9 protein-coding genes are annotated in these 13,529 nt (G+C 43.8%); all 9 read right to left on the bottom strand.

Annotation, left to right across the window (positions count from 1 at the left end):
• Nucleotides 1-37: 37 nt before the first annotated feature.
• The 9 genes from nrdD to BW947_RS12675 all read right to left on the bottom strand — a co-directional run bounded on the left by nrdD (nt 38) and on the right by BW947_RS12675 (nt 13,265).
• The gene (gene nrdD / locus BW947_RS12715) at nt 38-1,831 is read right to left on the bottom strand and encodes an anaerobic ribonucleoside-triphosphate reductase (protein ID WP_076500151.1); all 1,794 of its coding nucleotides are present in this window, start codon (nt 1,829-1,831) and stop codon (nt 38-40) included.
• Entirely contained in the window at nt 1,818-2,288 is a 471-nt protein-coding gene (gene nrdG / locus BW947_RS12710) for an anaerobic ribonucleoside-triphosphate reductase activating protein (RefSeq protein ID WP_076500148.1), read from the bottom strand. The genes nrdD and nrdG overlap by 14 nt, the downstream gene beginning before the upstream one ends.
• 256 nt (nt 2,289-2,544) lie before the next feature.
• Nucleotides 2,545-2,931, bottom strand: a complete 387-nt coding sequence (locus tag BW947_RS12705) for a putative zinc-binding protein (RefSeq protein ID WP_076500146.1) — start codon at nt 2,929-2,931, stop codon at nt 2,545-2,547.
• A 77-nt stretch (nt 2,932-3,008) separates the two neighbouring features.
• Entirely contained in the window at nt 3,009-5,672 is a 2,664-nt protein-coding gene (locus BW947_RS12700) for a nitrate/nitrite transporter (RefSeq protein WP_076500144.1), read from the bottom strand.
• Between the two features lie 59 nt (nt 5,673-5,731).
• A complete protein-coding gene (locus BW947_RS12695; protein WP_076500142.1) occupies nt 5,732-6,496 on the bottom strand; it encodes a peptidylprolyl isomerase in 765 nt (254 codons plus the stop codon).
• A gap of 72 nt (nt 6,497-6,568) precedes the next feature.
• On the bottom strand, nt 6,569-7,258 hold the full coding sequence (narI, locus tag BW947_RS12690; RefSeq protein ID WP_076500140.1) for a respiratory nitrate reductase subunit gamma: 690 nt from the start codon (nt 7,256-7,258) through the stop codon (nt 6,569-6,571).
• An 11-nt stretch (nt 7,259-7,269) separates the two neighbouring features.
• On the bottom strand, nt 7,270-7,992 hold the full coding sequence (narJ, locus tag BW947_RS12685; RefSeq protein WP_076500138.1) for a nitrate reductase molybdenum cofactor assembly chaperone: 723 nt from the start codon (nt 7,990-7,992) through the stop codon (nt 7,270-7,272).
• A 2-nt stretch (nt 7,993-7,994) separates the two neighbouring features.
• Nucleotides 7,995-9,530 carry a nitrate reductase subunit beta gene (gene narH, locus BW947_RS12680; protein ID WP_076500136.1) on the bottom strand — a complete coding sequence of 512 codons (1,536 nt, stop codon included), beginning with the start codon at nt 9,528-9,530 and terminating at the stop codon, nt 7,995-7,997.
• 21 nt (nt 9,531-9,551) lie between these two features.
• On the bottom strand, nt 9,552-13,265 hold the full coding sequence (locus BW947_RS12675; RefSeq protein ID WP_076500134.1) for a nitrate reductase subunit alpha: 3,714 nt from the start codon (nt 13,263-13,265) through the stop codon (nt 9,552-9,554).
• Nucleotides 13,266-13,529 lie beyond the last annotated feature (264 nt).

Genomic DNA, 13,529 nt, shown 5'->3' with positions numbered 1-13,529 from the left:
ATTTACAGCGCTGGCTATTGACTCAAATAAGGCTTTATCAGGCATGTGTTGATGCGGGCGACTGGTGATAATAACGTAAATCGTGTTCGGTTCGACGTCCTTGACTAAAGGCTGAGACGCGCTTTAAATAACCAATTACACGGGTACCGTAATCAATGTTTTTTGAACCGCATTGGTGACAATATTGCTGAGTTTGCTTATCAATATGTTGGCATTCATTGCAGATAGTAATTTTCACATTGACACAAAAATAATTACACCCTGTACGTGCAGCAACATTATATAAATTAAGATAATTTTTTACTGATAACTTTTCATCTAAATTTAAATGTAATGCTGAACCCCCATCTAAGTAGCGGGTCATTTTTTCACCGTGCATAATAAATTTATCAAGATAATTAATGTTAGTGTCTTCTACCGGATAAAAGTAACTGTTATAGCAATTTCGATTAACAAAGTAGCCTGCTTTTCTATCCCAAGCCGCATTCTTTATACCTAAGTTTTCTGCTGGAACAAACTCAGTATTAAATTTGTAGCCAAATTTTTGAGTAGCTTCTCGGTTAGCCTTATAAATAATCTGTAATTGTTGGTCGACAAAGGTTTGGTAATCATTATTAGTGTCAGCTATTAAGCCTATAGATTCAGCAGCTTCTACCATGCCATTAATACCAATCGTCATAAATTGTTTATCCAGAGAGATAAACCCTGCGGTATAGACTGGCAGCATACCATTGGCCAATTGTTCTTCCATTAGTTTACGATAGGCAATTTGATATTGATGAACCTTCCCAACTTCGATTTTAAGATCGCGTTTATCTTGGATTAAACGATTCATATTAATAGTGATAACATTAATTGAACCTGTGGCGACGCCGCCAGCACCTAAGCTGTAGGAGAAGGTGTGATCGCTTATTTCATTCCGTAAACGACAGCATGAGGCTAAAGAGTCAGCATTTTTGGATTGATAAATAAAAAATGCACCGCCTTCGCTCATATTTTTGGCACAAACATGGGCAAACTCCGTATCTTTAACTTTATCATTAGCGGTTAACATCGCGGCGGTGATCACTGGAAAGGTTAAAATGGCTTTATTCCGTTCTTGATTAAACCAATCTAAGAAAAAAACTTGTAACTGTTTTAAAGAGTGCCAATCTGGCGGGGTAAAGTCAGGAAATACAAATTGCCCAAACATGGCCTCAAAATAATATTGATCATAAAGAGAGATATTCCAAAATACACTTTGGTATCCTCTTGCTGCTGCAGGTTGATTTAACGCATACACAACGTGTTGTAGGTGGTTCTCTATTGCGTGTTTATGCTCGGTGAGATAATCATCTCCAAAGTCTTTACGGGCAAAGTAATCGAAATACATTAAAAATTCGACAGTCGCAATTGCGCCAGCAAATTGCGCGCTGATAGCAAATACTAAATTAACAAAGCTGCCACAAAAAGACTCTAAGTGTTTTGGCGCTTGTGATTCGCCGCCTAATTGAGTTAATCCGCTGAGTAAAAATGGATACATTGAAATAGAAGCGCAATAGGGTTTTAAACTGGTTTCATCATGAACATAAATTTCATGTTCTGTTATTTGTCTCTCGTATTCTTTCGCTAAATCTACACCATATAATTCAGTTATTTTTTGTTTTACTAATTCACGATTAATATCAATGAAATAATCTTTCATTAACTCGGTTTCTAAGGTGGCAATGTTCTTATGAGTCACATTTGCATTCGCATCTAAATGCGAAGCATCAGCGGCATTATTGGATTGTTGGTATTGCTTAATAAAAGCTAATTTTTTTTGTAATTGCTGTGGGTTAAGAGATGGCATGGTGATGTTCCCTAAATTTAAAGTTGAGTAGATTTCCCGTTGCGAGTTCAATAAAGCGTTGATTGGTTTTTTCCTTTTCTAATCCTCCTTGATTTGGTCGCCAAGCCCCCGTTTTGAGGTAATCCAACTGTGCAATTAGATGCTGTGATACCTTGGTTTTTCCAGTGTAGAGACAGGTTTTAAGACCGTGTTTTTTTGCCAGTGATAACTTGTCGAGTAATGCAGCGGGGTTCCATTCGCCACCAAAAAATAAAACACAACTCACCAGTCCCTGATAACGTGTTAAATAATGTTGAAAATTATCATTATTTAACTGAATACCCGTTTCTGGATCCCAAGTATCTTGGCTATGACATCCTTGGCAACGTAGTGGGCAACCTGTGATGGTAAATGCTAACGAGACCTCATCAGGAACCTCTTGAAAACAGATCTGTGGTGCAAAGCTATTAAATACCATAATTACCATATCTTGTGTTTATTATATTATTGCGCACTATATGTTGTGTTTTATGATATCGAGATAGACAAATAATAGTTTGATCAAGATCAAACTATTGAGGATTAATGCGATGAGGTTAATCTTGGGGGAGTGAAGCAGATAACACGGGTGAATGGCTGTAAATAAGTGCTTGTTTAAGCTGTATTAAACTTAGCTTATTTACAGTAGGTTCCAGATCTTAAATAAAACAGCGGCAGTGTAAATAATAGTTAGACTAATTAAGTTTACATTGAGGAATATGAATAATTTTTTGATGGATATGTTGTAACAAACGGTAACTATCAGCCAGATCGCAATCAATTTGCTGTTGTTTTTTATAGCCCAATTGGGTGAGCTCTATGTGCCAGGTGGGTACAATTTGCTGTAGCGCTAAACTATTTTTAACGCAATTGAGCTTACAACCATCAAGTGCCAATATGGGGCGTCCAGATTTCGCCAGTCTGACAATCGATTTTATATTCCCTCCAACGCCCGCGATACATGACATTTGCATCACGCCTGAACGATCAAGGGTCAGGGCCACATCATTAGCTAATTGTGCGACATTTGAGCAGCCAGAGCAGGCATAAACCAAGGGTTTATTCGTCGATAATTTTGTCATGTTGGCACCTTTGTAAAAAAGTGAATGTAGATGATAGGCACCCTAAATCGGCATGCCTACCATTGTTTAGCTAACAGTTAGCAAGGGATTTCTGCGTTACGCCTAGCGTAGAACCACCAAGTGATAACCACACAACTGGCGTAAAACAGGATAAACCCATAGAGCGCGGTATCTACCGCTCCAGTTAAGCTCATTGCGGTACCATAGGATTTGGGAATAAAAAATCCGCCATAGGCAGCAATGGCAGAAATAAAGCCTAAAACTGCTGCGGACTCTCGGTTTCCTTCGATTTCGGCTTGTTTTTCCATGCCTTTACCTAATGCTTTTTGCCTAAGGGTTAAAAACATCACTGGCACCATACGGAACGTTGAACCATTACCAATGCCTGTGGTGATAAAGAGCAAAACAAACATACCGAAGAAGCCGCCAAAATTACCCGCAGCACCGTCATGCGGTAAGAAGTACAGCACACCGATAACGCCCATCGCCATGAAGAAAAAGTTCCATAGTGTCACTTGAGCGCCGCCAAATTTATCGGCTAATTTACCGCCGATAGGCCTGGCTAATGCACCTGCAAGTGGACCGATAAAGGCAAACTTAACGGGATCGACATCTGGGAATAACATACCCGATAGCAGCGGGAAACCTGCAGCAAAACCAATAAAACTGCCAAAAGTTCCTAAATAAAGCCAGCACATTAGCCAAGTATGATGACGTTTAAAGACGACGGCTTGCTCCTTAAATGAAGATTTAGCATCCGTAATATCATTCATGCCAAACCACGCCGCAATGGAGCCAATAATGATAAATGGCACCCAGATAAACGCCGCGTTTTGCAACCACACCGAATGTGTTTCACTGTTTTGCAATACGAGGGTGAGAGGCTCTCCTTCTAAACCGCCAAACACACTGGCAGATATCACTAAAGGGGCAATTAATTGCATGCCCGATACGCCTAAGTTACCCAGCCCTGCATTAAGCCCTAGTGCAGTACCTTTTTCAGCTCTAGGATAGAAAAAGCTGATGTTGGCCATACTCGATGAGAAGTTAGCGCCACCTAAACCACAGAGTAAGGCTAAAATCAGCATGATGAGATAGGGGGTTTCGATATTTTGCAGTGCAAAACCCATCCATAAACAAGGGATTAAAAGTGATGCGGTTGATAAGGCTGTCCAACGGCGACCACCGAAGATGGGGATCATAAAGCCATAGAAAATTCGCAGTGTAGCACCCGATAATGCGGGTAGCGCAGCTAACCAAAACAATTCATTTGGGCTGTAGTTAAAGCCTAATGTCGGCATTTTAACCACCATAATGCTCCAAATAGACCATACGGCAAACGCAAGGAAGAGGTTGGGTATTGAGATCCATAAATTGCGCGTGGCAATTTTTTTACCTTTAGTGTCCCAAAAATGTTTATTTTCAGGTTGCCAATCGTTAAGTACAAAGGCGTCGGGTGTGGTCATTTCGGGTAAGTTTTTTACCGTTTGACCACTGGCCCATTCCATTCTCTCGGCTCGGCGAATTGAATAATGCATCCACATTAATGAGATAGAACTAATAACAAACAACAGCATGAAACAGCTTTGCCAGATACCAATAACGTCATTGAGCATCCCAAATGTGACGGGTAATAAGAAGCCGCCAATACCGCCGACCATACTCACAAGGCCGCCCACCACGCCGACATTATTCGGGAAATAAGTCGGTATATGCTTAAATACCGCCGCTTTACCTAAAGACATGAAAAAACCTAAGGTAAAAATAAGCAGCACAAAAACGGGCAAGGATAGGTGGAAGTTAAATTCAAAAACGTGTTCAACCCCTTTCACGCTGTAGTGGGTTGGGGGATAACTGAGTAAAAAGGTACAAATGGTACTGATGCCTAACGTCCAATACATGATGCGACGGGCGCCGTATTTATCGGACCAAAAGCCGCCTAAAATACGAAATAAAGAACCTGGAATAATATAAAACGAGGTAAGAATACCGGCGGTGACTAATGACACACCATAAACATCAATAAGGTAGTGGGGTAGCCATAGGGCGAGTGCCACAAAGGCGCCAAACACGAAAAAATAATATAAGGCGAAGCGCCAAATACGAATGTCGCTGAGCAAACCTAATTGTTCACTGAATTTGGGCGGTTTGAAATTAGTTAATCGGCGGGGTTCTGTCTTGGCAAAGATTAAATATGCGGTTGCCGAAATCGCAATGACCAAAGCATAAATTTGTGCTGTTTCTTGCCAACTGAAGTACTTTAATAAAAAGGGGGCGCCAAAGGTTGTTAGTGCAGCACCCACGTTACCCGCACCAAAAATACCCAGTGCTGTACCTTGTTTTTGTGTTTCAAACCAAGATACGACATAGGTCGCACCGACAATAAAGCCACCGCCCGCTAAACCCAGCCCAATACCTGCGACTAATAGCATATCGTAACTATCTGCAAGACTGAGCAGATAGGTCGCAATGGCAGCAATGTACATTAACGTACTAAATACAAGGCGCCCACCCCAGCGCTCCGTAAACATACCTAGGGCAATGCGGCTCAACGAGCCGCTTAAAATGGGCAGCGCCATTAATAACGCCATTTGCGTATCGGTTAAGGCTAAATCCGCTTTTATTTTTATCCCTAAAATTGAAAATATCGTCCAAACGGCGAAACAGAGCGTAAAAGCGGCGGTGGTAAGCCACAATGCGCGGTATTGTCCACTCTTAATGTGTAGCGGTAGACTACTCATTTGAAAACTCCGACAAATTAGCAAAATGTAACGTTAAAAAACATTAGCTTTTTAATGGGTTACTGCAGTAATGGCTCATTATTGGTGTCAAAATCAAAACCTTCTATATGGGCTTCGTCTATTAACACTTGGATATATTGAGCAATGGATTTTTGACGCACTTTTTCATTAAGGTATAAGCTAATCCTGTCGCTAACCGCTTCAAATGGGAGAGGGTTACCGGCAATTTTGTGTTTGATATCGACAATATGAAATCCATAACGACTTTCTATCGGGTAGGGTTGCAAGCCTATTTCGGCGGTTAATAGCTGTCGTTCAAATTCCGGCACGGTTTGCCCACGGCTGAGCTGACCTAAATTTCCCCCTACGGATTTTGAAGGGCAGGCAGAAAACTCCTGTGCTAAAGCGGCAAAATTGGCTTTTTGATGCAATTGTTCAATCAGTTGCTCGGCGATGATTTTACCCTCTGCTCTGGCTTTTAAATCATCGGGCGCAGCGGCAATCAGGATATGGTTAGCCTCAACCAATGGCGAGGTTGTAAATCGATGTGGGTTTTGTTCAAAATACTGTAAACACTCTTCGGGAGTCGCTTGAGGAATAGGTACTTCAGATTCAATGAGTTGCTCTAAATAATCCTCTTTATTACAGATCTCATCATTAGGGCGAGATAGCGATAATGCTTTTGCACGTTGAAGTAGCAATTCGCCAATGATTAAACTCTGGGCGGCTTCTAACATCGCTTTACGTTGGGTTGGGGCCGGGAAATACTGCATTTCACTGAGAACTTGCTCTTCGGTAATGCTGGCTTGGTTGACTGTGATCATAATATGGCTCTCTATAAAATAAATGCGGGCGAGCAAAGATCCCCTGATAGGCCAATATCAGGGGATTTAGCACTAACGGCTGACTTTACGACGTACTATTTGTGGTGCGCGTGTCAGATACTGCAGTGGTGCACTGAGCATGTGAACCAAGCGGCTGAATGGGAATACTACAAACAGCGTCATACCTAGAATGACGTGCAATTTGAAGACGATATTTACATCGCTAATGGCTTCAACGGCTGCAACACTATTAAAGGTCATAATGTTTTGTGCCCAAGCCATTAACTTAAGCATTTCAGCGCCATCTAAGTGTCCACCTGATACCGGAATAGAAATAAGTCCGAGGATCAGTTGTCCATAGAGCATTAATAGGATGATGATATCCATCTTTTTGCTAGTGGCACGAACGCGAGGGTTTGTTAGGCGACGACGGATCAAAATGGTTAATCCCGCAAAGCAAATTACCCCAAATAATCCACCCGCACCCATAGCAAGTAACTGTTTAAACTCGGCAGTCACGCCCAGCGCGTGCCAAACGGCTAATGGTGTGAGTAATCCCACAAAATGACCGAAGAAAATCCCGATCACCCCAACGTGAAACAATACGCTACCAATATGCAGTTGGCGTTTTTCCAGCATTTGGCTGGAGCTCGCTTTCCACGTGTATTGTTCACGGTCATAGCGGATCCAGCTGCCGATAAACATCACCGCCATAGCGATATAGGGGTAGATGCCAAAGGCAAATATTGAGAAATGGCTCATCAATGGTCTCCTTACAACCGTTGGCTATTGCTTTTAGGCTGCAATAGTTCGGTATTGAGTGGAATGTGTTGGTCCCGACGCTGCGTTTCACTGGGTTTATTGCTGCTATTACAGCCCGTTTGCGCGTTGTCCATAAAGCTCACCATTTCTTCTTCCCACACTTTATCGAGCTCTTTGGGGGTGTTGTCGGGTTGTTCGTCAACGATTTGTTCACGTAAATCCTTAAGATCGACATCAACCTTGCTTAAGCTCAATAGTGCATGGAGTAAGTTGGCATAATTTGATTGGTGCTTTTCAAGTCTGCATGCCAGTAGCGCTAAAATCGGCGCCACTTCTTCTAATCCATAACGGCCGTTTTCGCTGCCTTGGGTTGACATAAACTCAAGATATAGCGGGATATAATCTGGCAACTCTTTAGCACTAATATCTAGACCTGCTTGGTGATATTGATCTAAAAGGTTGACCATGGCTTGCCCGCGGTCACGTGATTCACCGTGAACGTGTTCAAATAACAGTAAGGACAAAGAACGTCCTCGCTCGAATAAGCCGTCATATTCGGCTTGCCAGTCCATGGTATCCATCGCAAAACGCTCGGCGATAAACTGCAGTACAAGGGCTTGATGCGCGGCATCAAGTTCAGATCCCGTGACAATGGCCTCTAACTCTGCCCGCGCGTCGAGTAGTTCAGCGTGCGGGTAATCGAGTAGTATTGAAATAACACTCAGTACTTTCATGTTTACTTCTCCAATGTGACAGGAATGACTTGGCGTACACCGGTCGCTTTGCTGCCAAATAAGTTGACGCCGTTGTTACCATCGCCACAGCCATTTCCAAAACTAAAGCCGCAACTGCTTTTCATGTCGTAGGCATTTTCTGCGTAGGCTTTATGGCTCGTTGGCACTACGAATCTGTCTTCGTAGTTAGCAATGGCCATGTAGCGATACATTTCTTCGACTTCGACTGCGGTGAGGCCAACTTGCTTTAGCACCTCTAAGTCTTCAACTTTGTCGACCTGTTGTGAGCGTTTATAGGCACGCATCGCGATCATGCGCTCAAGTGCACGCTCAACTGGTTTTTCATCGCCAGCAGTTAACAGGTTTGCAAGGTAACGTAGCGGTATACGCAATGATTTCAGATCGGGGATTTCACCGTTCATGCCGACATGACCTGCTTCTACTGCCGTTTGGATTGGCGATAGTGGCGGCACATACCACACCATAGGTAAGGTGCGATATTCAGGGTGTAAAGGCAGCGCGACTTTCCAGTCGATTGCCATTTTGTATACCGGTGAGCGCTGGGCCGCAGTGATCCAGTTATCACTGATGCCTTCTTTACGCGCCGCTTCAATTACCGCCGGATCGTTAGGGTCGAGGAAAACATCGAGCTGTGCTTGATATAGATCTTTTTCATTTGGAGTATTTGCCGCAATTTCAATTTGATCGGCGTCGTACAGCAATACGCCCAGATAGCGGATACGGCCTACGCAGGTTTCAGAGCAAACCGTAGGTTGACCCGCTTCAATGCGAGGGAAACAGAAAGTACATTTTTCTGATTTACCTGATTTCCAGTTGAAGTAGATTTTTTTGTAAGGGCAGGCAGAAACACACATGCGCCAGCCGCGACATTTATCTTGGTCAATCAGTACGATACCGTCTTCTTCACGCTTGTAAATCGAGCCTGAAGGGCAAGAGGCAACACATGCTGGGTTTAAGCAGTGCTCACACAGGCGAGGTAAATACATCATGAAGGTTTTTTCAAATTGACCATAAATGTCTTTTTGAATCACATTATCGAAGTTGATGTCTTTTTTACGCTTTTCGAACTCAGTCCCGAGAATTTCTTCCCAGTTTGGACCCCATTCAATTTTCTCCATACGCTGACCTGTGATCAGCGAGCGGGGTCTAGCAACCGGTTGATGTTGGCTATCAGGCGCTGTGTGTAAATACTCGTAGTCAAAATCAAAGGGTTCGTAGTAATCGTCAATTTCAGGTAAATCAGGGTTAGCAAAAATTTTTGCCAGCAATCTGATTTTGCCACCGATTTTGAGTTCTAACTTACCGGCGTCAGTGCGTTTCCAGCCGCCGTTCCATTTCTTTTGGTTTTCCCATTCTTTTGGAAAGCCAATACCGGGTTTAGTTTCTACGTTATTGAACCACGCGTATTCGACGCCTTCGCGTGAGGTCCAAACGTTTTTACACGTGATGGAGCAAGTGTGGCAACCGATGCATTTATCTAAATTTAGCACCATGCCGATTTGGGCTCTAACTTTCATATTGTATTCCTCGCTCCACGCTTATTTAGTATCTAACCAGTCGACGTTGTGCATTTTGCGTACAACAACAAATTCGTCGCGGTTACAACCGACAGTACCGTAATAGTTAAAACCATAGGATTGTTGCGCATAGGCACCAATCATATGAGTGGGTTTCATCACTGCGCGGGTGACTGAGTTATGGATCCCGCCACGGGTGCCGGTCATTTCTGACCCTGGTATATTTACGATACGTTCTTGGGCGTGGTACATCATGCTCATGCCTTCTGGCACACGTTGTGACACCACAGCGCGGCACGCTATTGCACCGTTGACGTTGAAGACTTCAATCCAATCGTTATCTTCAATACCCGCGGTTTTAGCATCGGTCTCACTCATCCACACGATAGGGCCACCGCGTGATAGTGTGAGCATCAACAGGTTGTCGGAGTAAGTACTATGAATGCCCCACTTTTGGTGTGGGGTGATCCAGTTCAGAACAATTTCTTTATTGCCGTTAGGCTTTTTGTTCAATACTGGGGCAACGGTTTTTAAGTTAATGGGCGGTTTATAGGCACAGAGCTGCTCGCCAAAGTCACGCATCCACTGGTGATCTTGGTAAAACTGTTGACGGCCAGTAATGGTGCGCCACGGTATCTGCTCATGTACGTTGGTATAGCCCGCGTTATAGGACACATGCTCATCTTCTAAACCAGACCAAGTCGGTGAAGAGATAATTTTGCGCGGCTGGGCAACAATATCGCGCCAACGAATTTTTTCATCCTCTTTGGGTTTGGCTAAGTGGGTGTGATCTATGCCAGTCATCTCGCCCAATGCTTCCCATGCTTTAACGGCAACTTGACCATTGGTTTCAGGGGCGAGGGTGAGGATCATTTCGCAGGCATCAATGGCTGTATCTAGCTTTGCCATGCCTTTGTTGATGCCTTCTGTGGTATGGGTATAGTTGAGTTGAGTTAATAACTTAACTTCATCTTTAGTGTCCCAACTAATGCCTTTACCACCATTGCCGATTTTTTCAAGTAGGGGACCTACCGAAGTAAAACGAGCGTAGGTATTAGGGTAGTCGCGCTCAACCATAGTTAAATGCGGCATGGTTTTACCCGGAATAGCTTCACATTCGCCTTTCCACCATGCTTTAACATCATAGGGTTGAGCTAATTCAGCTGGGGTATCGTGGTGCATTGGAATGGTCACCAGATCTTGTTCTACCCCTAAGTGCCCCACACACACGCGGGAAAACTCTTTGGCGATGCCTTTAAAGATTTCCCAGTCAGAGCGCGCTTCCCATACGGGATCGATTGCGGCTGATAAAGGATGAATAAACGGATGCATATCCGAGGTATTCATATCATCTTTTTCATACCAAGTTGCAGTAGGTAAAACAATATCTGAATATAAACAAGTGGTTGACATACGGAAATCTAAGGTGACCCATAAGTCGACTTTGCCTTCGGCGCCTTCATCTTTCCATTCGACGTCTTCGGGTTTATTGCCGCCAAAATCACCGAGATCTTTACCTAATAGCCCATGCTTAGTGCCGAGGAAGTGGCGCAACATGTATTCGTGGCCTTTGCCGGATGAACCCAGCAGATTAGAGCGCCAAATGAACATATTACGTGGGAAGTTTTTCGGATCGTCTGGCTGCTCACAGGCAAATTTTAGGTCGCCGCTTTTCAGTTGTGATACCACGTAGTCTTCAACGTTTTGTCCAGCCGCTTTAGCACTGGCGGACAAATGCAGTGGGTTAGTGCTTAATTGTGGTGCAGAGGGTAACCAGCCCATACGTTCAGCACGACTATTGAAATCGATAATGCTGCCAGTCCAGTTTTCTTTTGGCGCGAGCGGCGAAATAATTTCAGACATGTTCAATTTTTCATAACGCCACTGACTAGAGTGGTTGTAGAAGAATGAAGTGCCGTTCATGTGACGTGGTGGGCGCTGCCAGTCAAGTGCAAACGCCAGTGGTGTCCAACCCGTTTGTGGACGAAGTTTTTCTTGCTCTACATAGTGAGCCCAGCCACCGCCAGATTGACCGATACAACCACACATCATTAACATGTTAATGAGGCCGCGGTAGTTCATGTCCATGTGATACCAGTGGTTTAGTGCAGCGCCCACAATTACCATAGAGCGACCATTGGTTTTATCAGCATTACGCGCAAACTCAGTGGCAACACGGATAACATCGGCACGCTTTACACCGGTGATCACTTCTTGCCAAGCTGGCGTGTAGGGGATGTTATCGTCAAACGAGCTAGCACGATTGCTGTCGTTAACGCCGTTATCCACCCCATAATGCGCCAGCATTAAGTCAAATACGCTCGCTACTTTTGCCTGTTTACCGTTGGCAAGCGTAATGGTTTTAACGGGCACATTACGCAGCTGAATATCACTGTGATCTGTGTGTTGAAAGTATTCATATTCGTGCGGTGCACCGCCAAAGTAAGGGAAAGCGACTTCGGTCAGTTCAGTGTGATCTTTAAGAGATAGTAAAAGATCAATATCGCCTTTACTGTCTTTAGATTCTAAGTTCCATTTGCCTTTTTCACCCCAACGATAACCGATAGAACCGTTAGGGCTAGTGAGGTTACCATCATGGTTAAATGCAATCGTTTTCCAATCTGGATTATTCTCTTCACCCAAATTATCAACTAAATCAGCCGCACGTAAAAAACGTCCACTGGTAAGGTGGCCATTAACTTCTTCAAGCATGACCAACATCGGCATGTCGGTGTAGCGTTTAGCGTAGTTAATGAAATACGCACTTGGGGTATTGACGTAAAACTCTTTTAAAATGACGTGACCAAAAGCCATTGCCAAGGCGGCATCAGTGCCTTGACGTGGCGCTAACCAAGTATCACCAAACTTAGACGCTTCAGAGTAATCGGAGGTAATAACGCAGGTTTTGGTGCCCTTGTAACGGACTTCACTTAAAAAGTGCGCATCGGGAGTACGGGTTTGCGGTACGTTTGAGCCCCAAACAATGATGTAATTTGAGTTATACCAATCTGCAGATTCTGGAACGTCAGTCTGCTCACCCCAAACCTGTGGTGAGGCGGGGGGCAAATCACAATACCAATCGTAGAAACTTAGGCAGTTAGCACCAATTAATGATAAATAACGCGCGCCAGCGGCATAGGACACCATCGACATTGCCGGAATAGGGGAGAAACCGGATACGCGATCTGGGCCGTACTCTTTAGTGGTATACACGTTAGATGCAGCAATGATTTCATTGACTTCATCCCAACTCGCACGGATGAAACCTCCTAATCCCCGTCGTTCTTTGTAGCTTTTGGCTTTAACCGGATCGCTCACAATCGACGCCCATGCATCGACAGGATCAGCATGTTGTTGCTTAGCTTCGCGCCATAGTTTCATTAATTGTTGACGAACTTTAGGATATTTCAGGCGATTTGCGCTGTAGATATACCATGAATAACTCGCGCCTCGTGGGCAGCCTCTGGGTTCATGGTTAGGTAAGTCGGGTCGAGTACGAGGGTAATCAGTTTGTTGGGTTTCCCACGTGACTAAACCATTTTTAACATAAATTTTCCAACTGCAAGAGCCTGTACAGTTTACCCCGTGGGTAGAACGAACAATTTTATCGTGTTGCCAGCGTTGACGATAACCCTGTTCCCAACTTCTATCTTTATCGGTTGTCACGCCATGCCCATCGGCAAAGGGTTCTTGGTGGGTTTTAAAAAACCGCAATTTATCGAGTAAGTGACTCATCTTATTAATTAACTCCTAGTACGACATTGCTAACAACCTCGAATGTTGTGCAACACAGCATTGTGGGTTGTTGAGTGGTAGTTATATTGACTGCTGTTTTATGCTTAGAAGATGAAAGATGTTAATAAGTCTGGAGTGTGCAACGGTTTATAACGTTGATCGCGATCAATAAAGTGCTTTATATGTGATAAATATCTATTTATGAGTATATTGGTTGTTGTGTTGGTTAACGTTTTTGCAACGCAGCTTTTAGAGACAGAAGTG

The sequence above is a fragment of the Shewanella morhuae genome (assembly GCF_900156405.1).
GTDB classification, from domain to species: Bacteria; Pseudomonadota; Gammaproteobacteria; order Enterobacterales; family Shewanellaceae; genus Shewanella; species Shewanella morhuae.
This window is presented reverse-complemented; position numbering and strand designations above follow the sequence as displayed.

Excerpts from the sequence above, each read along its gene's own strand:
- nrdD (WP_076500151.1), bottom strand. The coding sequence starts at position 1,831 with ATGCCATCTCTTAACCCACAGCAATTACAAAAAAAATTAGCTTTTATT.
- nrdG (WP_076500148.1), bottom strand. The coding sequence starts at position 2,288 with ATGGTATTTAATAGCTTTGCACCACAGATCTGTTTTCAAGAGGTTCCT.
- BW947_RS12705 (WP_076500146.1), bottom strand. The coding sequence starts at position 2,931 with ATGACAAAATTATCGACGAATAAACCCTTGGTTTATGCCTGCTCTGGC.
- BW947_RS12700 (WP_076500144.1), bottom strand. The coding sequence starts at position 5,672 with ATGAGTAGTCTACCGCTACACATTAAGAGTGGACAATACCGCGCATTG.
- BW947_RS12695 (WP_076500142.1), bottom strand. The coding sequence starts at position 6,496 with ATGATCACAGTCAACCAAGCCAGCATTACCGAAGAGCAAGTTCTCAGT.
- narI (WP_076500140.1), bottom strand. The coding sequence starts at position 7,258 with ATGAGCCATTTCTCAATATTTGCCTTTGGCATCTACCCCTATATCGCT.
- narJ (WP_076500138.1), bottom strand. The coding sequence starts at position 7,992 with ATGAAAGTACTGAGTGTTATTTCAATACTACTCGATTACCCGCACGCT.
- narH (WP_076500136.1), bottom strand. The coding sequence starts at position 9,530 with ATGAAAGTTAGAGCCCAAATCGGCATGGTGCTAAATTTAGATAAATGC.
- BW947_RS12675 (WP_076500134.1), bottom strand. The coding sequence starts at position 13,265 with ATGAGTCACTTACTCGATAAATTGCGGTTTTTTAAAACCCACCAAGAA.